Source organism: Bradyrhizobium sp. 25ACV (assembly GCF_054863005.1).
On sequence record NZ_JAVAYO010000002.1, the window covers coordinates 682550 to 702319 of the forward strand.

The window sequence follows — 19770 nt, forward strand, 5'->3', positions numbered from 1 at the left end:
GGGGTGAAGCACCATGATGAATGCGGCTGAATGTCGCGCGAAATCCGAGCCGGATATCGCCGCGATCGCAGCGGACGCGGTCGGTGGACATGCGATCGGACGTCCCACGGTCTATGTCTACGAAGCACCGGTGCGAATCTGCCACTGGGTCAATGCATTCTCTATCGTCGCGCTGATGATGACCGGCTACCTGATCGGAATGCCGTTGCCATCGGTGGAGGGCGAGGCGTCGGCGAACTTCGACATGGGCTATATCCGCTTCGCCCACTTCGCGGCTGGTCAGGTGCTGGCCGTGTTCTTCCTCACCCGCGTCTTCTGGGCTTTCGTCGGCAACCATCATTCCCGGCAGATCTTCTATCTGCCGGCTCATCGCAAGCAGTTCTGGGGAGAAATGCTGGATGAAATCCGCTGGTACGCGTTCCTGGAACACAAGCCGAAAATGTATGTCGGCCACAATCCCTTGGCGCGGACCGGGATGTTCACGGGCTTCACGCTGTTCGTGGCCTACATGATCATCACCGGCTTTGCGCTCTATTCGGAAGGCACAGGAATCGATAGCTGGCAGCACAAGCTGTTCGGCTGGGTGTTCGCGATCTGGCCGAACAGTCAGGATGTGCACACCTGGCATCATCTCGGCATGTGGGTGCTCGTGACGTTCGTCATAGTGCACGTCTATGCCGCGATCCGCGAAGACATCATGTCGCGTCAGGGCATCATCTCCTCGATGGTCTCCGGCGAACGGCAATTCCGCGACTGAAGCCGGAAACGAGGCCTATGCCGATATCTTCAACAGACCGCATTCTGGTGCTCGGCATCGGCAATATCCTGTGGGCCGATGAGGGGTTCGGCGTACGGGCGGTGGAGGAATTCCACCGCCGCTACGTCGTATCGGACAATGTCACCATTCTCGACGGCGGGACGCAGGGCCTCTACCTCGTCAGCTATCTGGAAGAGGCCGATCGTCTGATCGTGTTCGACGCGATCGACTATGGGCTCGTGCCGGGAGAGTTGAAGCTGGTGCGCGACGAGGAAGTTCCACGTTTCACGGGCGCGAAGAAGATGAGCTTGCATCAGACCGGATTTCAGGAAGTCATCAGCGCGGCGGATCTGCTCGGGCGCTGCCCGAAGCATCTCGCGTTGATCGGCTGCCAACCGCACGATCTCGAAGACTGGGGCGGCCCTTTGACCAAGCCGGTGAGCGATCAGATCGGGCCGGCGATCGAGCTGGTCTGCGCAATCCTGGCTGAGTGGGGCGCGACGGCGAGTCCGCGCAGCGAGCCGCTGCCGGAGTCCGAACGGCTGCTCGCCAACGATATCGACCATCAGCACTACGAGATGAGGATGCGGCCGGTCTGACCGGCGTGCGCGACCGGAGACGCGGGATGTGCCTTGGCCTGCCGATGACGATTGTTGAGACTGACGGCGTTTCGGCGCTATGCGAGTTTCGCGGCGAGCGGCGGCGTGTCTCGATGCTTTTGCTCTCCGACCTGCCGGTCGGCAGCAAGGTGCTCGTCCATATCGACACCGCGATCCGTCTGCTCGATGAGGCAGAGGCGCGACTGATCGCAGATGCGATCGAGGGGCTGACCGCGGTGCTCGGTGGCGAGGATTGCGACCGTTTCTTCGCCGACCTCATCGAGCGAGAACCGCAACTGCCCGAGCATCTCCGGTTCGACCCAGCGGCCGACCTTCCAAATCCGATCCTCGATGTCACCCGCATCGCGGGCGGCTCGGGTTGGTCCGCCGCGGATGAAAGACAAGTTTCATTCGAAACCATCCCGTCTCGCGGACGCGAAAATGAAGGATCTATCTCAATCAGATCGGCCAGGAAAGGCGATAACTGATCGTGACATGTGCCTTGCTAACCTCTCACGTCAGAGAAAAAGGCTTGCCAGGGGGCTGATGGAATTCCAGCAGGGAAAGCATAATCTGACGCGGCGCGGCCTGCCCGAGGTCGATGCCGCGAGTGTTGATCGGTTTCTTGGCGCGGCCAATGAGGCCGGTGCGGTGGCCGTGCTGTTGTCGGCGGGCGATCCCGCGCGTTTTATGGAGGCGATCGATGTCGCGGTCGTGTTGCCGGAACTAATTGACGCTTTTCAGGGGCGGCTGCGGGGTGCCGTGATCGCGCGTCGCGCCGAGAGCGAGCTCGGCCAGCGCTTTGGCGTCCGGGTGCAGCCGACGCTGATCTTTATCGCCAAGGGGGAAACGCTCGGAGTGATCGCCAAGATCCAGGACTGGTCGGTCTATGTCGACCGCATCGCCAAGCTCATCGACCGTCCGCGCGGCGCGAGCGTGTTGTCGTGACAGTCATCATTCCCCAGCGTCGCTCACAGGGTGTCGAATTATGAAAGCGGGTTTCTGGACCGCGCCTGGAGGCGCCGAGCAGCCGATCAACGTGTTTCCGATCGGCGAGGAAAGCCTGAATGCATCGAGCGTCCGCCTGACGGCCGCGGGCGCGTTGGCGAAGCTTGCCACGCTGGACAGAGCGGAGCTGGCCAAGCACTGTCCGAATGCAATCGATCTGCTGTCGAAAGTGGTAGCGGCCATCGCAAGCCAAAAGACCGACGTGCCGACACGATTGTTCCGGTTCGCCAATCTCAACGATCTCGAGCGTAAGCTGATTGCGGACGTGCTCGGCCAAGGTGAGGTTGCCGGCTTCGTCGCGCTGCCGGACGGATCGCTGGCGCAGATCCAGGAATCGGCGCTGGCCGGAATCTGGCACGTGCGGCTCGAGATCGACGCCAATCATGAGTATCTTGAAGTCGGCGCAATCCCGGAAATCGTCACGCGCGCCGCTGCTGATCTTACCACTGCGGATTTCGAGATCGGGCAGGCGCCGGAAGGCGCGATGAACGCGCTGCCGGTGCTCGCGGAAATCCGCGAGCGCGCGCTGGCCTGGCGGCCGAGCATTCGCTCGCAAATCATCAATTTCACGCTGCTGCCGATGAGCCCCGTCGACATGAGCTTCCTCCAGGACACCATCAGGAATGGGCCGATCCAGCTCGTTTCGCGCGGCTACGGCACTTGCCGGGTGCTCTCGACGGCTATCCGCAACGTCTGGTCGGTGCAGTTCTTCAACGCCATGGATGCCATCATCCTCGACACGCTGGAGGTCGGCGGTGTGCCGACCGTGGCAATCGCGGCTGACGAGGACTTCGAAGACTCCGCTGAGCGCCTCCAGGAAATCATCGAGGCCTATTTCAAATGAGCGTATTCGAGAATTTTGGCGTCCGCCAGGATGTCACCGAAGGCACGCGACTGGAATGCGGCATCTGCTGGACGGTGTACGATCCCGCCGATGGCGACGATGTCGCGCAGATCGCATCCGGCACGCCCTTCGCGGTCCTTCCTGACGATTGGCGCTGCCCGAACTGTGACGCGCCGAAGTCCAAATTCATGGCCATCGCGTCATGAAACCTCATGCGCAAGCGCCTGCCACTGACGCCGACGCGGCAGCTTGGGGGCAGCGGCTGGCTCACGTCTACCGGGACATCGGCGAGCGCGCGATGCGCGAGCTGCCGATCTACAACGACGGCCTCGACGTCGAGGCAGTCGGCTTCCGCGTATTCAACGGCACGATGATCGGTATCATGGTCACGCCCTGGTTCATGAACGTGGTGATGCCGGCCGGCGAATTGGCGCCGGCGGCCTCAGCTTCGACATTGCGCTCTCGCTTTCCGGCCGGCGATATTGAGTTCATCCTCAGCGACGTCAACCATGTGGGCCGCATCGCGAGCTGTTCGCTGTTCTCGCCCATGTTCGGGTTTGCCGACGTGGCCTCTGCGCGGGCAACGGCGGAAGCGGCCATCAACGAACTCATGTTGCCGGCCGACGGCAAGGAGGCGACCCGACGCCGCGAAACCGCTACAAGCGCGATCGATCGGCGTAGCTTCATGCGGGCTGTTCTGACGGAGCAGCACGAATGAACCCCGGCTTCCGCAACGAGATCGACATCACGGTGTGGCTCGCCAAGGATACGATCGCCGACGTCGCAATCCTGCCCCGGAGCCGGCTGCCGTTGACGCGTCTGTTTGCGGGCAAGCCCGTCTCGTCGCTGCTCTCCGTGCTGCCGCGGCTGTTCTCGCTGTGCTCGGTTGCATATCAGGTGGCGTTTCTGGGAGCGGTGGAAGCCGCGCGCGGCGAGGATTGTCCTCCGGAGACCATGCATCGCCGCGTCACCGCTGTCGTCGCCGAGCGGCTGGCAGAACTGTTCCGTGGTCTGTTCGTCGGCCAGCTCACCCTGGATGGCGCGAGCGCCGCCGCGGTCCGCGCCATGATGCAGGCGACCGCCGTCCTTGGTGGCCTCCTCGGCGAAGGCGGGCAGGTGTCGGCGCGTTGCGAGGCGGTATCGCGCATCAAGGCGGTGCTCGCTGCACTCGGAATCGCGGGCGTAGGAGAGGCGCTGACGCCAGGCAACGCGCTGGCAGCGCATTTTTCGAGCTTCGATGGGCATGCGCTGCTGCAGCCGGTCGTCGAACACTCGTTTCTTTCCGTCGCCGATGATCTCGATGTCATCATGCGGCTGCTTGCGGATGGCGCGAGCTTCTCCGATGCCCCCGATCTCCACGGTCGAATTCCCGAGACCGGTGTGTGGGCACGCCGGGTCCGGCGCCAGCCGGTCCTGCCGCCGAGCGCCGGACCTGCCGAGCGGCTGAAGGCGCGGATTGCGGAAGTGACGCGCCTCTGCTCCTGGCTCGAGACGGGCGACGAGGCGCTCGAGGACGGCGTCGTCGAGAGCTACCGGCTTGGCGCCGGCAGAGGCGCGGCGGCCGTCGAATGCGCCCGCGGCCGGCTCTATCAAATCGTCGAGTGCAATAACGAAAACCGCATCGTCCGCTTCGAATCGCTGGCTCCGACCGAATGGAACTTCCATGCACGTGGACCGCTGGTCCGCAGCCTGCAAGGCTCGGCGCTTGCCGCCGGTCGACAGGGGCAGAATGCCGTCCGTACGCTCATCGGCTCCTTCGATCCCTGCGTCGGATTTAACCTCAGCTTCCGTGAGGTCGGCCATGCATGAGATGGCGGTTTGCCAAGGCATCATCGAGATCGTCGAGGAGGAGGCGCGCAGGCGCGCGTTCCCCAAAGTGAAGGCAGTGTGTATCGAGATCGGCGCGTTGAGCCATGTTGCGCCGGAGGCGATGAAATTCTGCTTCGAAGCGGTCGCCGCACGCACCATTGCACAAGGTGCGACCCTGGACATCGTCGAGAGGCCTGGGACGGCCTGGTGCATGGCCTGCTCGACAAGCGTCGAAATCAAGCGGCGAGACGAGCCATGCCCTGCCTGCGGCAGCTATCAATTGCAAGTGACCGGTGGAGAAGAGATGCGGGTTAGGGAATTGGAGGTCGACTGATGTGTACGGTATGCGGCTGCGGTGACGGCAAAGCTTCCATTGAGCATGGGCACGATCACCCCCATGGGCATGATCACGCGCATCTTCATAATCACCATCACGATCATGGTCACGATGGACACCGTCATCACGACCATGATCATCACCGTCATCATCTCCATCACCACGACCAAGCGCGCGGAGACCCCGGCCTGCTCGACTGCGACGCCGCCCCGGCTGGGCAGACGATCGCCGGCATGAGCAGCGACCGCATCATCCAGGTCGAGCGTGACATCCTCGGCAAGAACGACCGCCTTGCGGCCGACAACCGCGCGCGGTTCCGCGCGGATGACGTGCTCGCCTTCAACCTGGTCTCGAGCCCCGGCGCCGGAAAGACCACGCTGTTGGCCCGCGCCGTGTCCGAACTGAAAGACAATTGCCCGATCGGCGTGATCGAGGGCGATCAGCAGACCTCGAACGACGCGGAGCGGATCCGCGCGACAGGCGTACCGGCGGTCCAGGTCAACACCGGCAAGGGCTGCCACCTCGATGCGGCCATGATCGGCGAGGCCTATCACCGGTTGCCCTGGCTCAACGGCGGCATCCTTTTCATCGAGAATGTCGGCAATCTCGTCTGTCCGGCAGCGTTTGATCTCGGCGAGGCCTGCAAGATCGTGGTGTTCTCGACCACCGAAGGCGAGGACAAACCGCTCAAATATCCCAACATGTTCGCAGCGTCCTCGTTGATGCTGATCAACAAGATCGATCTCGCGGCCGTGCTCGACTTCGATCTCGCCAGGACGATCGAATATGCGCGGCGGGTCAACCCAAAGATCGAGGTGCTGACAGTATCGGCGCGGACCGGAGAGGGATTTGCGGCATTCTATGCCTGGATCAGGAAGCGCGCCGAGAAGGCGAGGGCGGCATCCCTGAGTGCCGTATCGGCATGATGATGAGCGGCGGAGCCGCAGCGCGCGACGGTCGAAGGCTGCGCCTGCACGTGCGCGGCGCCGTGCAGGGCGTCGGCTTTCGTCCCTATGTCTATCGCCTTGCCATGCGCTATCGCCTCGGCGGCTTCGTGGCCAATGACCCTCACGGCGTCGTGATCGAGGTCGAAGGTGCGCGCGTTGCCGATTTCGTCGCTGCGCTGCCGCTGGAGAAACCACCGCTGTCACGGATCGACGGGATCTCCGTGCAGCAAATCGGCGCCGTTGAAAGCGACGAGTTCTGTATTCGCGCCAGCAAGCAAGGCAGGGTGTCGACGCGGATCGTCGCCGACGCCGCCACCTGTGCCCGGTGCCTGAGCGAATTGTTAGACCCGCGCAGCCGCTTCCATCTTTACCCCTTCATCAACTGCACGCATTGCGGTCCGCGCTATACCATTGCCGAGCGGCTGCCTTATGACCGCCGCACCACCGCGATGAAGAATTTCGCGATGTGCGGAGCTTGCGCCACAGAATATGCCGACCCCGCGAGCCGTCGCTTTCATGCCGAGGCGATCGCCTGTCCATTGTGTGGCCCGCGCTTGAGCCACGGCATCGAGCAGATCGCTGCCGAGATCGCAGGCGGGAAAATCGTCGCGCTCAAGGGACTCGGTGGATATCAGCTCTTGTGCGATGCCCGAGACGACGAGGCAGTGCGGCGTCTGCGAAAGAGGAAGCAGCGGGAGCAGAAGCCGTTTGCGGTCATGATTGCCGCAGTCGACGTTGTCGCGAAGATCGCTAGCGCGGATGCAACAGAGCTGGCATTGCTGGAGTCAACGGCGCGCCCGATCGTATTACTGACATCGCGTCGGCAACTCGCGCCGGCAATCGCACCGGACCTGTCGCGGATCGGCGTCATGCTGCCGGTCGCGCCGCTGCATCATCTGGTGTTCCATGTGCTGAACTCGGCACACCCGCGTGCGAATGGCTCTCCTTGGGTAATCGTGGCGACGAGCGCCAATCCGGGCGGCGAGCCGCCGGTCATCGAGAATGACGAGGCGGAGCGCCGACTCGCCGGCATTGCCGACCTGATCGTCACCCATGATCGCGATATCGTCACGCGTGCCGACGATTCCGTGGTGTCGGTCGTTGCCGGACGCGCGCAATTCATCCGGAGGGCCCGCGGCTATGTTCCCGAGCCGATTCGGTTGGCGCGTGCCGTGCCGCCGGTGCTCGCAGTGGGTGGCGCGCTGAAGGCATCTGTCACGATCACGCGCGGTGATGAAGCCTTCGTCTCCCAGCACATCGGCGATCTCGACACCGTGGAGGGCATTCGCTTCTTCGAGGAGACGGTCGAGCACCTGATCTCGACGCTGGATGTCGAGCCGGCCGTCGTGGTGCATGATCTTCACCCCAACATGGCCTCCACCCGCTTTGCCGAGGCGAGCGGCCGCGGGCTGATTGCGGTTCAGCACCATCATGCACATGCGGCGTCGGTGATGGCGGAGCACGGTATCGACGGACCCGTGCTGGCACTGGTGCTTGACGGCTTTGGTCATGGTAGCGACGGCGGGAGTTGGGGCGGCGAGCTCTTGCGATGTGAGGGCGCGCGCTTCCGGCGGATCGGACATCTGGTGCCGCTCAGGATGCCAGGCGGCGATCGCGCCGCGCGCGAGCCTTGGCGGATGGCTGCCGGCGTGCTTCAGGCGCTCGGGCGCGGCGCGGAGATTCCGCGTCGCTTTCCGGCGCAGCCGTTGGCGGCGGGTGTTTTAACCCTGCTCGACCAGCCCGACGTGCCAACGACGACCAGCGCCGGCCGGATGTTCGATGCAGCCGCCGGATTGCTGGGATTCTCCACGCGGCAGAGCTATGAAGGCGAAGCCGCGATGAAGCTGGAGGCGCGTGTTCGCCGGACACGCGTCGCTGAGGATGCCTGGACAATCGAACAAGGCGTGTTGTCGCTGTATCCGCTGTTTGAACGTCTTGTGGCTGATGCCCCCGGTCCGACCGTAGGCACGGAGCTGCTTCATGGCACGTTTGCCGCGGCCTGTGTCGACTGGATCGCGTGTGCGGCACGAGAGACCGGCCTCACCACCGTCGTTTTGAGCGGCGGCTGCTTCCTCAACGCGATCCTGAGCGAGGAGGTGCAGCGCGGCTGCGTCGCTGTCGGGCTCAATCCGCAGCTCGCGCGCCAGGTGCCGCCAAATGACGGCGGCTTGAGCCTCGGCCAAGCCTGGGTTGCCGCTCTCCAAATGCTCGAACAACAAAGGCTGGAAGGAAACGCCTGATGTGTCTCGCCATACCTGCAGAGGTTACAAAGCTCCTTCCCGACGAGATGGCCGTCGTCTCGATCGACGGCGTCAGCAAGGAGATTTCGGTGGCGCTGATCGCAGATCTCGCCGTGGGCGACTACGTGATCATCCACGTCGGCTATGCCCTCACCAAGATCGACCCGGATGAGGCGGGGCGGACGCTGGAGCTCATGCGTGAGCTCAGCACCGAAGGGCAGGGAGCAATGCAGTGAAATACGCCGACGAATTTCGGGACAAGGCAATCGCGCTGGGATTGGCCAAGGCGATCCGGTCTGAGGCCAATCCGCAGAGGTCCTACCGCTTCATGGAGTTCTGCGGCGGACATACGCACGCGATTTCGCGCTATGGCCTGGAGGACATACTGCCCAAGAACGTGCGGATGATCCATGGCCCCGGCTGTCCCGTCTGCGTGCTGCCCGCGGGACGTATCGACATGGCGATCCGGCTGGCCGATCGGCCGGAGGTGATCCTTTGCGTCTATGGCGATTTGATGCGGGTGCCGGGCTCGCAAGGTGCCTCGCTGTTGAAGGCGAAGGCACGTGGCGCCGACGTCCGCATGGTCTATTCCACGGTCGATGCGATCCGGATCGCGGAAGAGAATCCGGAGCAGGAAGTCGTGTTCTTCGCGATCGGCTTCGAGACCACGACGCCGCCGACCGCAATCATGATCCGGCGCGCCGAGAAGAAGCAGCTCGAAAACTTCAGCGTGGTCTGCAACCACGTGCGGACGCCGCCGGCGATGCAGAACATTTTGGAGAGTCCCGACACCCGCAGCATCCGCCGCGTCGAGATCGACGGCTTCGTTGGGCCCGCGCATGTCAGCATCATCATTGGCACCGAGCCCTACGAGGTCTTTGCAGAGGAATTTGGCAAGCCGGTGGTGATCTCGGGCTTCGAGCCGCTTGACATGATGCAGGCGATTCTGATGCTGGTGCGTCAGGTCAACGAGCACCGGAACGAGGTGGAGAATCAATACAGCCGTGCCGTAACGCGCGATGGGAATCCGCGCGCCAAGGAGGAGGTCTCGAATATTTTCGAGCTGCGCGATCAGTTCGAATGGCGAGGCCTCGGGCGCGTGCCCTATAGCGGATTGAAGCTGAAGCAAACCTACGCCAGATTTGATGCGGAGATACGTTTCGCCTTGAACGAGCTGCGCGTCCCCGACAATCCGGCCTGCGAATGCGGCGCGATCCTGCGCGGTGTCAAGAAACCGGTCGACTGCAAGCTGTTCGGAACGGTGTGCACGCCGGAGACCCCGGTGGGATCCTGCATGGTCTCCTCGGAAGGCGCATGTGCCGCGCATTGGACCTATGGTCGCTTCCGCGATCGTCAGCAGAAGCGGGCCTCATGAGAGCCCATCAGCGCAAGCTCGACATCAAGCACGGCTGCGTCGACCTGTCCCACGGTTCCGGCGGCCGTGCGATGTCGCAGTTGATCTCGGGCCTGTTCCACGAGGCCTTCGGCAACGAATGGCTGGCGCGCGGCAACGATCAATCCGCCTTCGACGTCGGCGCCGGGCGCATGGTGATGACGACTGATGGCTATGTGGTTTCACCGCTGTTCTTTCCCGGAGGCAATATCGGCTCGCTCGCGGTGCACGGCACCGTCAACGACATCGCCATGGCCGGTGCCCGACCGCTTTATCTGTCTGCGAGTTTCATTATCGAGGAAGGCTTTCGGTTTTCAGACCTCAAGATGATCGCGGACTCCATGGGCGAGGCGGCGCAATCCGCCGGCGTCCATATCATCACCGGCGACACCAAGGTGGTCGAGCGCGGCAAGGCCGACGGCCTGTTCATTTCGACCGCGGGCGTTGGCCTGGTGCCTGAGGGACTCGATCTCTCCGCCGAGAATGCGAGGGTCGGAGATCGGGTGCTGATCTCGGGCACGCTTGGCGATCACGGCGTAGCAATCATGTCAAAGCGCCAGAACCTCGCCTTTGAAACGGAGATCGTCTCGGATTCGGCCGCCCTGCATGATCTGGTCGCCAGGATGGTGGCGGCGGGCGGCCGCGGCATGCGTCTGATGCGAGATCCCACGCGCGGCGGGCTCGCGGCGACACTGAACGAAATTGCCCAGCAGTCCGAACTAGGCTTCAGCCTCCAGGAAGAGGCGATCCCGGTCAAGCCGGGGGTGGCGGCTGCCTGCGAGCTGCTCGGGCTCGATCCGCTCTACGTCGCCAATGAGGGGAAGCTGGTCGCGATCGTGTCGCCTGATGTCGGCGGAGCCGTGCTGGCCGCCATGAGAGCGCATCCGCTCGGCCGCAATGCTGCCGATATCGGCGAAGCGGTGCCGGACAATCATCACTTCGTGCAGATGGCGACGAGCTTTGGCGGTGGCCGGATCGTCGACTGGTTGTCGGGCGAGCAACTGCCCCGGATCTGTTGAGGCCCAAGATGCGCATTTAGCCCCATGCCAACGCCGCGTCCTATACCTACACCGCGAAGCACGAGAGTTCAGTCCGGTGGATTCGCTTGAAACCTTCGAGATCGCGAGCCAGCACTGTGAGGAGCATTCAATCGAAGTCCTCAACGAATTCATTAAAGTATCTTTTCGCTGGCTGTGCACGCCGGATTGACCGACAAGACCCATGGCTCAATGCAAAGCGCCCAGACCGAAATCCCTCTACCGGCAGGTCAACCCCGTAAACGACGCAGAACGGCAAGACTTTGCATCTTCGGTTCATTGTTGACCCAAGCCGCGTAGTAGAATACTTGAGAAGTGCAGCCACGAATTTGATGTCCTGACTCAGGAGGTCGAGTCCCAAGACGTCGCTTGCGGAAGAGATCGGCTTCGGCCGACGCCGAAGGAGCAACCGCCCCGGAAACTCTCAGGTAACAAGGACCGCGTGTGACGAAACAACATCTGGAAAGAGGTGCCTTGGCACCCGCCGACGGGATAATACTCTCAGGCAAATAGACAGATGGGGCGCATTTGAAATCAATCACTTGATTGAGGTGTGCGCCCATGTCCCAGACTGTCGAACAAGTCACCACGCCCGGTTTATCGTCCAGGCGCCTAGCCGGTCCGATCAGTGTCCTCGATCTATTCACGATCGGAATCGGCCCATCCAGCTCGCATACCGTTGGACCGATGCGCGCGGCCCATCGATTCATCGAATGCTTGGGCGAAGATCTATGGCGCTGTCGCTTGGTTGTCGTCGAGCTCTACGGGTCGCTGGCGCTGACTGGCAAGGGTCACCGCACCGATATTGCCCTTCTGCTGGGACTATCGGGCTGGCTGCCAGAATCCGTTGATCCTGAAGCCATATCCATTATTGCCGGGCTGATCCGATCGCGTTCCGAGATCTTGCTTGGCGGTCGTCATGCGGTTGGCTTCGATGAGCGTCAGCACCTCACCTTCCGCACCGGCGAGTTCCTGCCGGGGCACTCAAATGGTATGAAATTCGCAGCGCATTCGGATACGGGCGTCCTGCTTCGTCAAACCTATTACTCCGTTGGCGGCGGTGCGATCGTGTGTGAAGGCGACCAGCCGAGGAACCCCGCTGTTCGAAACGTTGGATGTGAGCCGTACCCGTTCACGTCAGCGCATGAGCTTCTTACGATAGGTGAGAGGACCAGCTTGTCGATTGCCGATATCGTTGCTGCCAACGAACTATCGCATAGGGAGGAGACTGAAACCAATGCATTCCTGGATAGCGTTCGCGATGCCATGATGCGCTGCATCGATCGCGGGTGTGTCAACGGGGGTGTTCTGCCTGGTGGCCTGAAGGTACCGCGCCGTGCGCCAGGCCTGCTCAGCAAGCTCAAGACGACGTCAAAGGGGGCGGCACATCCATTTCACGTGATGGAATGGGTCAGCCTCTTTGCTCTCGCGGTCAATGAAGAGAACGCGGCCGGGGGACGGGTCGTGACTGCGCCGACGAATGGAGCTGCCGGCGTCATACCCGCGGTCCTGAAATTCTCCGAGATGTTCTTCCCGGATCCGAGCCCGGCAAAAGCCCGCATCTTTCTCCTGACGGCGTCCGCGATCGGTATGCTCTACAAACGAAACGCTTCGATATCCGCCGCCGAAATGGGTTGTCAGGGCGAGGTCGGCGTTGCTTGCTCCATGGCGGCAGCAGGACTTGTGGCCGTCCTGGGTGGCACCAACCGGCAGATCGAGAACGCCGCCGAAATCGGCATGGAGCACAATCTCGGTCTCACATGTGACCCGATCGGTGGCCTCGTGCAGATCCCGTGTATTGAGCGCAACACAATGGGTGCGATCAAGGCGATCAATGCGGCGATGCTCGCGTTGCATGGTGATGGCCAACATCACGTGTCCCTCGATGCCGTCATTGAAACGATGCGCCAGACGGGGGAGGACATGCGCACCAAGTACAAGGAAACGAGTCTGGGTGGCCTGGCCGTCAACGTGGTCGATTGCTAGATACCCTGAAGCAAGCGTTGTTCAAGGAACGCTCATTTCGGACAATGCTCCGACCCGCGACGCGTTCGGCGTAACAGCGCCGCTGGTCGAGACCCGCTGCATCTTCACCCCGCAACCGGGAAGCCAATCTGTCGGGAATTCCGTCGTCGATGGGCAACGTCGAGAATGAGGGTTCGCAGCCACTGCAGCCCGGGATCTCGTTCATGCGAGATGCGCCACTGAAGAACGTCGGTCATGAGGGGGAGGGATATGGGAGCTTCCACTTTCCTTATCGGCAGCGTGGCCGATGCCCGATCTGCCAGGTCCGCAGGGATGAGCGCCAGGAACTGGGTCCCGATAAGCGCTTGCGGAAGCAGGGTGAAGCTTGGTGCCGTTATCCCGGCCTGTGGAGCGCGGCCAAATTGCTTGAAGAACCAAGCTTCTATGAACGTCGCTCGCTCGCTATAGGCCTGCGCATGACGCATCTCGAGAAACTGTTCGAGCGTCAAGCTATCCCCGACGCTTTCGTTCTCCTTCCATACGATACATTCGTAGCTAATCGAAGGGAGGGCGGCGAACGGACAATCTTCCAGCATGAATCGATCCGGAACGATCAGGAAATCGATCTCGGTGCGAAAAAAGCGGGTGCTTGGGCCTTGGTAGAATATGTTGACCGATGGGGCGACAGCGCGCAATGCGGCAAGGATATCGACGATAAGAGTTGCCCAGACATAGTCAGAGCACGCGATCGTAAAATGTCGCTCGGAGGTTGCTGGGTCGAACGAGGTTCGCATTGCCAAGAGTTTTTCCGTTTCGGTCAGGATGGCGCGGAGCGGTGCCACCAATTCCTCTGCGAGAGGGGTGAGAGCCATTCGGCGGCCGTTCCGAACCAGCAACTCGTCTTCGAAGTGCTGGCGCAGCCTGGATAGAATCCCGCTGGTCGCCGACTGGCTGAGCAGCAGTCGCTCGGCCGCCCGCGATATGTTTTGATGGGTCAGGATCGCGTCCAAGGCGACGAGCAGATTCATGTCGAGGTGCCGGAACCGCATGGGTGGTCTCTTCGAAGTTTCCATGGTCTGTCGGGAGCCCTTTCGCTCCCTTCCCTGGCACGAGTGTACCCGAGGCGCATTTGGCGACTGGGGCGTTTGTGCTTGGCCCGGGCGGGTAAGCCGCTTGACATTAAGTCTTATGTGATCACAATACGAGATCAAATTTATCGGGGTTGTTTCGGTCACGGGCACTTGCCCGCAGAGACCAGAAGAGGAGGGACTTATGCCAAAACTGCACCAAGTTTTTGGGGTTCTTGCGGTCGCGATCGCCGCCTCGTTCTGGACAACGACAGCGTCCGCCCTGGACACTGTGAACGTCCGGTTTAGCTGGAAGCTAAAGGGCGAGTATGGCTTCCTCTATCTGGGTAAAGAGAGGGGCCTCTACCAAAAGAAGGGAATCGATATCGTTCTCGGAGAAGGCGCCGGTGCACAAGCAGCTCTCGGAGGTCTTGTACGCGGCAATGAAGATGTCGTGGTCGTTCCCGCCATATTTGCCATCTCGGCAATCGGAAAAGGAATGCCGGTCAAACTCGCGGCGATTTATCAGGAGCGAGCGCCCTTCGCCCTCATTTCGTGGCCCGACAAGGCCGTGACAACACCGGCGCAGATGGAAGGCAAGTCGCTTGCGATCTCCGTCGGAGACCCTGCCACGACCTATCTGGACGTCTTCTGCGCGATCAACAAAATCAACTGCGACAAGATCAGTAAGGTTCAAGTCGACCCGCAGGTGAAATTTCCCCAATTCATGCAAAGGCGCGTCGATCTCATCAGCGTTTATACCAATGTTGATCTGCCCCTTATCGAAGAGCGAAGTGGCACAAAATTTCCTGTGTTGGACATGCCGAAGTTCGGCCTCGGCGTACCTGGGCTTGCCGTCGTGGTGAGCGACAAGGGAATCGCCGAAAAATCTGAACCGCTCAGGCGCTTCCTCGCCGCGACCGAGGAGGCAATCGAGTTGACCAAGTCAGAGCCGGCGGCAGCGACGGCCGCGCTGAAAAGCGCTTGGAGCGCGGCTCCCTCGGACGAGCTGATCAAAGCGCAGATCGTTGCAACTTCAGCCACGCTGAATTTCGAGAAGGGTCGGCCAGCCGGCTGGATCAGCGACAAAACGATATCGGACGCGTTGAAATTGATGTCCGCAACCGAGAGTACCGACCCGAACAAGCCGGTTACAGACTTCTACACCAACGATCTACTCAAGAAGTAGCTCACGCCAGGTCGGTGGCGACGATCGATATACAGCTACTCAAACTTCTGTTGCGGTCCCGCCGTCTCTTCGAGCCGACCGGCATGGCGTGACTGTCGTGGGCGAGGCGAAGCGCTGTGGGTCGTCGTGGATTTCGTCCTTGGATGTGTCCACCCAGGTCCGCCTTCACCTACGCAGGTGCATAGTCGGGTGCCGGAGAAGAGCGAATGTTTTGCTCGCTCAGGCCGTGCGAGCGTCAGTGTCCTCAAGGCAGCCGCGAATGATCGTGCGGCATGCGACGTCAACAGCGAACTCCTGAACGTATGGGCTCTCAGCTCTGCCAGCGCGGGAAGAATGGTTACATGTTCGGATCTCTTCGCATCTCCACCAAGCTCTTGATCGTCGTCTTGTTGTCAATTCCCGGGATGGTCGGCACCGCCGGCATCGGCCTATCGACCCTGAAGAATACCTTGCTCGCGGATAGAAAGGCGAAGGTGAAGGAGCTGGTCCTGCTCGCTCGCTCCGCGATCGAAGCCGACTACCAAGCCGGGCGCAAAACCGGCCTGTCAGAACTGGAGGCGCGTGAACGATCGAGAGCGCTGCTTCGCATGCTGCGTTACGACAAGGACAACGCCTTCTACGCCGCGACCAAAGAAGGCATCCTCGAAGTGCATCCCAAGCAGGCCGTCGAGGGCAAAGATATGACGCAAACGAAAGACGCAAATGGCGTCTACTTCTTTCGTGATGCGGTCGCAGCCGCTGCCCGCGGCGGCGGTTTCGTGACTTTCAGCTTCCCGCGCCCCGGCGGTAGCGAGCCGGTGCAGACCCTGACTTACGCCACTGAAGTGCCAATATACGGGTGGGTTCTGACCAGCGCCCTTTATATCGACGATATCGATCAAATTTTCTGGACAGAAGCGCGCCGCCTGGGAGGGATCGTCTTCTTCATCCTCTTGCTCGTGGCCGGAGTATCTCTCCTGATCAGCCGCAACGTGGCCAACCCTATCGCGGCGATGACGACGGCGATGCTCAAGCTCTCGAGCGGGGGAACCGAGGTGACAATTCCCGCTCAGGACAGAAAAGACGAAATTGGCGCAATGGCCAGATCCGTCCAGGTTTTCAAGGAGAGCATGACCGAGACCATTCGTTTGCGCCACGCTCAGGATGAGTTGAGACAGCAGAGCGAAGCTGAGAAGAGGCTGTTCATCACCAAAACGGCCGATGAATTCGAAAGCGAGGTCAGGAGATCGCTGGATACGCTCGCCAAGGCCGCGCGCGAAATGCATATCACGTCGCAGCGCATGTCGACGTCATCGGAGGAGGCGACCGAACAGGCGACGACTGTCGCGGCAGCCGCAGAGCAAACCTCCGCCAATGTGCAGACAGTCGCTGCCGCAACGGAGCAGCTTTCCGCATCCGTTCATGAGATCGGTCGCCAGGTGGATCAATCGACCACGATTGCTTCAAAGGCCATGGATGAAGCCAAACGCACGAACGAGGTCGTGCATGGGTTGTCGTCTGCGGCGCAGAAGATCGGGGATGTCGTGAAATTGATCACCAATATTGCCGGTCAGACTGATCTTCTGGCTCTCAACGCAACTATTGAGGCCGCTCGTGCTGGAGACGCTGGTAGCGGCTTCGCGGTGGTGGCCAACGAGGTAAAGTCGCTCGCAGGCCAAACAGCCAAGGCGACTGAGGCAATCTCCGCGCAGATAGAAGCCATGCAGGTCGCGACCACGGAGGCCGTCGAGGCCATCGAGGGTATCGGTAGCACGATCGTCTCGATCAACGAGATCACGGTGGCTATCGCCGCGGCCATTCAGCAGCAGGGCCTTGCGACTGGCCAGATCGCGCGCAACATACAGGAAGCGGCACGCGGCACCAACCAGGTCTCGGATAACATCGTTCGCGTCAATCGAATGGCAGGCGAAACCGGCGCAGCGGCGCAACTCGTGTCCCGTTCGGCCGAGGACCTCAGTAAGCAGTCTGCAGGCCTGCTTGTCGACGTTGAACGCCTCGTTGCCAACATTCGAGGCGCATAGGCTCGCTGAAGGCAGCGAGCGGAGTATCTCCGCGGTGCTTCGGGTGTACTATCGATCGGGCCGATAGTTGGGCTCCAGGAAACCGATTTCCGCGCTGTTCCGGAATTGAATAACATCCAGCCCATAGGCGGTATTGCGGCGATGGCGGGCAAGTCGCTCATGGCATGCGTCGGATTTGAACGATGGTCGATCCAGGACATACGATGGAAACAAGGATACGCAGGGTCCACTACGTTGCTTGCGATATAGTGAGCATCGAGCTCGAATCCGCAACGTCAAATGAACTCCCGCCTGCTTCTGCCGGATCGCATGTTGATGTCCATGTCTCCGACAAGATCGTTCGGCAGTATTCTGTTTGCAATGACCCCTCCCAGTCAGGCTATTACAGACTTGCAATACTCAACGACCCGGGCTCGAGAGGGGGATCCAGGGCGATCCACGAGACCTTTCGCGAGGGAATGATCGTTAAGATAGGACGGCCGCGCAACAATTTCGGGCTTGTTGAGGATGGCGGGCGCGCGATCCTCCTCGCCGGGGGAATCGGAATCACTCCGCTGCTCTCGATGGCCTATCGGCTTCAGACGATCGGCAACGATTTCGACTTCCACCTGTGCGTTCGGACCCGGGATCGTGCACCCTTCGTCGATGAAATCGCCGCCTCGCCGTTCGCAGGCCGATTTCGGCTCCACGTTGACGACGGGCCGGTGGAGCAGCGATTTCAGCCGGACATGGATCTCAACGGAGTATGCTCCAGCACGAGCATCTACATATGTGGACCGAGAGGCTTCATAGACTTTGCGGTCTCTGCCGCGAGAAGGGCTGGCTGCCTTGAGGAGAGGATTCACACCGAAAGCTTCTCCGCTGGCGACGTGAAGGGCGGGGCGTCGTTCACGGTTGTGGCTTCACGAAGCGGCCAACGACTTGTTGTGCCCGGCGACAAATCGATCGCATCGGTCCTCGAGGAGAATGGAATTAGCGTCGAGCTTTCCTGCGAACAGGGAATCTGTGGAACGTGCCTTACGAGAGTCCTCGCGGGACGACCTGAGCACAGGGATTCCTTTCAGACCGACGCCGAGAAACAAATGAACGACAGGATCGCAATTTGTTGTTCTCGGTCTTTGTCCGAGGAACTGATTCTCGACGTCTAGCCGAGTCCGGATCGCGCGTTCGAGTCAATCCGCCTGCGCCATCGTACCCTTCGATGACCGGCCGATATGGCAGCCGCACATGGCGCATTTGGCGCTGATAGTGAGGTGTCAGTTCAACTGTAACAGACGCCCGCATGGCCCGCCCTTGCCACAGTAAGCTGGCTCTCACGCTGCGCGATGCAAAAAAAAAGCCGCCGATCTGATGCGGCGGCCAAGTCAGGGAGGGGCAGACGCCCGGTCTGCCAGCGGAAACGATCGACCTTGCTTGCTGAGTAGCTTGAGAAACTCGTCGCCCTTTGTCTGGCGATCAGGTGTCAAACGCTATGCCTTACGACTGCTCGGCTTTGAGCTGAGCCTCCACGATCCGCCGTGCCCTGACCGCCGGGCCGTCGGTCTGTAGAAGAACGGGCTTGAGCGACATCAAGTCCTGGGTGTTCACCATGCGCTGCTGAGCCTCGATGACCGGCTTGTCTTCGTCGTCGAAGAGAGCCACGCCGGCCTTTAGCAATTCTTGGCTGAGGTCATCTTCATCCTGGCGGAAATCGCGCGACATAGCCCAGAAGTAATGTGTCGACGTTTCTGTTTCCGGAGTGAGCAGGTGAGACGTTGGAATTGAAAGGCCTTCTTCTACCGGCCTGTTGACGCCCGTCATGCCGACGTCAAGCAGAAGGAGCGAGGGAGCGTTCCAACGCATGAAGTTGCGATGGTCGCCACGCTGGTCCCCTGGAAACCCCAGCATCTGAAAATACTTGTTCGGCAGTTGATTAGGACGCGAGAATTTCGCCCAGACTTCATTGGGTTGCGGTTCCTTTTCGGCCTCGAATTTGGGCGGCCCCTCCGCATTCTTGAACATCGGATGAAGGTACTGCCCATGGCTCAAATCGAGCAGGTTGTCAGAAACCAGCTGATAATTTGCCTGGACGTGGAGGTAGCTACTGACCGTGCGAAACTTCGGGTTTGTCAGAACACTGAAGTCCGCGATCAAGGACTCGTCGGCCTTGCTTGCGTCTCCAAGCCAAACCCACGCGACGTCATGTTTCTCCACGACCTTGTAGCTCTTGACTTTGGCTGCCCTCGGGATCGCGCCATCGCCATGTGGATTGAGGGTACATGCGCCGCTCGGATCGAAGCACAGTCCGTGGTAGGCGCACTCGACGATGTCGCCTTTGAGCTTCCCGAGGTGAAGCGGGACAAAGCGATGCGGGCACCGATCAGTAAGCGCGGCGACATCTCCGGCTTCCTTGCGGTAGAAGACAATGCTCTCGTTGGCGATGGTTCGTGACAGCAAGCTGCGTGTGATTTCACGCGACCATGCCGCGGCGTACCAGGTGTTCTGGATGAATGACATTGGCTCCTCTTTGCTCCGTTCTGTCGGACGGCTGTCGGAGGAAACTCTCACCATTAGAGCG

General features: G+C 61.0%; 18 protein-coding genes, 2 pseudogenes and 1 riboswitch. Of the genes and pseudogenes, 18 read left to right on the top strand and 2 right to left on the bottom strand.

All coding sequences use genetic code 11. The features are described 5' to 3' along the window. Window positions 1-16 precede the first annotated feature (16 nt). The 15 genes and pseudogenes from cybH (at window position 17) to RAD04_RS06920 (ending at window position 12957) form a co-directional block, all read left to right on the top strand. Complete coding sequence (gene cybH, locus RAD04_RS06850; RefSeq protein ID WP_461623191.1) at window positions 17-757, top strand: Ni/Fe-hydrogenase, b-type cytochrome subunit; 741 nt, start codon at window positions 17-19, stop codon at window positions 755-757. A 17-nt stretch (window positions 758-774) separates the two neighbouring features. Further along, on the top strand, window positions 775-1356 hold the full coding sequence (locus RAD04_RS06855; RefSeq protein WP_461623131.1) for a HyaD/HybD family hydrogenase maturation endopeptidase: 582 nt from the start codon (window positions 775-777) through the stop codon (window positions 1354-1356). A 26-nt stretch (window positions 1357-1382) separates the two neighbouring features. Continuing rightward, window positions 1383-1670 (top strand): annotated as a pseudogene (locus RAD04_RS06860) (HypC/HybG/HupF family hydrogenase formation chaperone); the annotation flags it as partial. Between the two features lie 232 nt (window positions 1671-1902). After that, window positions 1903-2348: pseudogene (locus RAD04_RS06865) on the top strand (thioredoxin domain-containing protein). Continuing rightward, a complete protein-coding gene (locus tag RAD04_RS06870) occupies window positions 2345-3208 on the top strand; it encodes a hydrogenase expression/formation protein (protein WP_461623132.1) in 864 nt (287 codons plus the stop codon). The pseudogene RAD04_RS06865 and the gene RAD04_RS06870 overlap by 4 nt, the downstream one beginning before the upstream one ends. Continuing rightward, on the top strand, window positions 3205-3414 hold the full coding sequence (locus RAD04_RS06875) for a rubredoxin (protein ID WP_027544465.1): 210 nt from the start codon (window positions 3205-3207) through the stop codon (window positions 3412-3414). The genes RAD04_RS06870 and RAD04_RS06875 overlap by 4 nt, the downstream gene beginning before the upstream one ends. Then, window positions 3411-3926, top strand: a complete 516-nt coding sequence (hybE, locus tag RAD04_RS06880; protein WP_461623133.1) for a [NiFe]-hydrogenase assembly chaperone HybE — start codon at window positions 3411-3413, stop codon at window positions 3924-3926. The genes RAD04_RS06875 and hybE overlap by 4 nt, the downstream gene beginning before the upstream one ends. Continuing rightward, window positions 3923-5017 carry a nickel-dependent hydrogenase large subunit gene (locus tag RAD04_RS06885; RefSeq protein ID WP_461623134.1) on the top strand — a complete coding sequence of 365 codons (1095 nt, stop codon included), beginning with the start codon at window positions 3923-3925 and terminating at the stop codon, window positions 5015-5017. The genes hybE and RAD04_RS06885 overlap by 4 nt, the downstream gene beginning before the upstream one ends. Further along, a complete protein-coding gene (hypA, locus tag RAD04_RS06890) occupies window positions 5010-5351 on the top strand; it encodes a hydrogenase maturation nickel metallochaperone HypA (RefSeq protein WP_461623135.1) in 342 nt (113 codons plus the stop codon). The genes RAD04_RS06885 and hypA overlap by 8 nt, the downstream gene beginning before the upstream one ends. Next, window positions 5351-6280, top strand: coding sequence for a hydrogenase nickel incorporation protein HypB (gene hypB / locus RAD04_RS06895; protein WP_461623136.1), 930 nt, complete (start codon window positions 5351-5353; stop codon window positions 6278-6280). The genes hypA and hypB overlap by 1 nt, the downstream gene beginning before the upstream one ends. Continuing rightward, the gene (gene hypF / locus RAD04_RS06900) at window positions 6277-8541 is read left to right on the top strand and encodes a carbamoyltransferase HypF (protein WP_461623137.1); all 2265 of its coding nucleotides are present in this window, start codon (window positions 6277-6279) and stop codon (window positions 8539-8541) included. The genes hypB and hypF overlap by 4 nt, the downstream gene beginning before the upstream one ends. Beyond that, window positions 8541-8777, top strand: a complete 237-nt coding sequence (locus tag RAD04_RS06905) for a HypC/HybG/HupF family hydrogenase formation chaperone (protein ID WP_461623138.1) — start codon at window positions 8541-8543, stop codon at window positions 8775-8777. Before hypF ends, RAD04_RS06905 begins: the two co-directional genes overlap by 1 nt. Next, window positions 8774-9916, top strand: a complete 1143-nt coding sequence (gene hypD, locus RAD04_RS06910) for a hydrogenase formation protein HypD (RefSeq protein WP_461623139.1) — start codon at window positions 8774-8776, stop codon at window positions 9914-9916. Before RAD04_RS06905 ends, hypD begins: the two co-directional genes overlap by 4 nt. Beyond that, entirely contained in the window at window positions 9913-10953 is a 1041-nt protein-coding gene (hypE, locus tag RAD04_RS06915; RefSeq protein WP_461623140.1) for a hydrogenase expression/formation protein HypE, read from the top strand. Before hypD ends, hypE begins: the two co-directional genes overlap by 4 nt. Window positions 10954-11333: 380 nt before the next feature. Beyond that, window positions 11334-11422, top strand: a riboswitch (glycine riboswitch). Between the two features lie 110 nt (window positions 11423-11532). Next, window positions 11533-12957, top strand: coding sequence for an L-serine ammonia-lyase (locus RAD04_RS06920; protein ID WP_461623141.1), 1425 nt, complete (start codon window positions 11533-11535; stop codon window positions 12955-12957). A 104-nt stretch (window positions 12958-13061) separates the two neighbouring features. On the opposite strand, the gene RAD04_RS06925 is transcribed toward RAD04_RS06920, so the two are convergent. Then, window positions 13062-13985, bottom strand: coding sequence for a LysR family transcriptional regulator (locus RAD04_RS06925; RefSeq protein ID WP_458183824.1), 924 nt, complete (start codon window positions 13983-13985; stop codon window positions 13062-13064). Between the two features lie 223 nt (window positions 13986-14208). Here RAD04_RS06925 and RAD04_RS06930 point away from each other — a divergent pair, with 223 nt between their 5' ends. The 3 genes from RAD04_RS06930 (at window position 14209) to RAD04_RS06940 (ending at window position 18361) form a co-directional block, all read left to right on the top strand. After that, window positions 14209-15192, top strand: coding sequence for an ABC transporter substrate-binding protein (locus RAD04_RS06930; RefSeq protein ID WP_458183825.1), 984 nt, complete (start codon window positions 14209-14211; stop codon window positions 15190-15192). 341 nt (window positions 15193-15533) lie between these two features. Continuing rightward, window positions 15534-17213: a methyl-accepting chemotaxis protein gene (locus tag RAD04_RS06935; protein WP_461623142.1), complete on the top strand. Its 1680-nt coding sequence runs from the start codon at window positions 15534-15536 to the stop codon at window positions 17211-17213. 182 nt (window positions 17214-17395) lie between these two features. Continuing rightward, entirely contained in the window at window positions 17396-18361 is a 966-nt protein-coding gene (locus RAD04_RS06940; protein ID WP_461623143.1) for a PDR/VanB family oxidoreductase, read from the top strand. Between the two features lie 328 nt (window positions 18362-18689). On the opposite strand, the gene RAD04_RS06945 is transcribed toward RAD04_RS06940, so the two are convergent. Continuing rightward, a complete protein-coding gene (locus tag RAD04_RS06945) occupies window positions 18690-19709 on the bottom strand; it encodes an aromatic ring-hydroxylating dioxygenase subunit alpha (RefSeq protein ID WP_234685007.1) in 1020 nt (339 codons plus the stop codon). Between the last annotated feature and the right edge of the window lie 61 nt (window positions 19710-19770).

Coding starts and splice junctions, on each gene's coding strand:
- RAD04_RS06945 (WP_234685007.1), bottom strand. CDS start 19,709: ATGTCATTCATCCAGAACACCTGGTACGCCGCGGCATGGTCGCGTGAA.
- hypE (WP_461623140.1), top strand. CDS start 9,913: ATGAGAGCCCATCAGCGCAAGCTCGACATCAAGCACGGCTGCGTCGAC.
- RAD04_RS06905 (WP_461623138.1), top strand. CDS start 8,541: ATGTGTCTCGCCATACCTGCAGAGGTTACAAAGCTCCTTCCCGACGAG.
- RAD04_RS06920 (WP_461623141.1), top strand. CDS start 11,533: ATGTCCCAGACTGTCGAACAAGTCACCACGCCCGGTTTATCGTCCAGG.
- RAD04_RS06930 (WP_458183825.1), top strand. CDS start 14,209: ATGCCAAAACTGCACCAAGTTTTTGGGGTTCTTGCGGTCGCGATCGCC.
- RAD04_RS06885 (WP_461623134.1), top strand. CDS start 3,923: ATGAACCCCGGCTTCCGCAACGAGATCGACATCACGGTGTGGCTCGCC.
- hypA (WP_461623135.1), top strand. CDS start 5,010: ATGCATGAGATGGCGGTTTGCCAAGGCATCATCGAGATCGTCGAGGAG.
- hypF (WP_461623137.1), top strand. CDS start 6,277: ATGATGATGAGCGGCGGAGCCGCAGCGCGCGACGGTCGAAGGCTGCGC.
- RAD04_RS06870 (WP_461623132.1), top strand. CDS start 2,345: ATGAAAGCGGGTTTCTGGACCGCGCCTGGAGGCGCCGAGCAGCCGATC.
- hypB (WP_461623136.1), top strand. CDS start 5,351: ATGTGTACGGTATGCGGCTGCGGTGACGGCAAAGCTTCCATTGAGCAT.
- RAD04_RS06875 (WP_027544465.1), top strand. CDS start 3,205: ATGAGCGTATTCGAGAATTTTGGCGTCCGCCAGGATGTCACCGAAGGC.
- RAD04_RS06940 (WP_461623143.1), top strand. CDS start 17,396: ATGGTCGATCCAGGACATACGATGGAAACAAGGATACGCAGGGTCCAC.
- RAD04_RS06935 (WP_461623142.1), top strand. CDS start 15,534: ATGTTCGGATCTCTTCGCATCTCCACCAAGCTCTTGATCGTCGTCTTG.
- hybE (WP_461623133.1), top strand. CDS start 3,411: ATGAAACCTCATGCGCAAGCGCCTGCCACTGACGCCGACGCGGCAGCT.
- cybH (WP_461623191.1), top strand. CDS start 17: ATGAATGCGGCTGAATGTCGCGCGAAATCCGAGCCGGATATCGCCGCG.
- RAD04_RS06855 (WP_461623131.1), top strand. CDS start 775: ATGCCGATATCTTCAACAGACCGCATTCTGGTGCTCGGCATCGGCAAT.
- RAD04_RS06925 (WP_458183824.1), bottom strand. CDS start 13,985: ATGCGGTTCCGGCACCTCGACATGAATCTGCTCGTCGCCTTGGACGCG.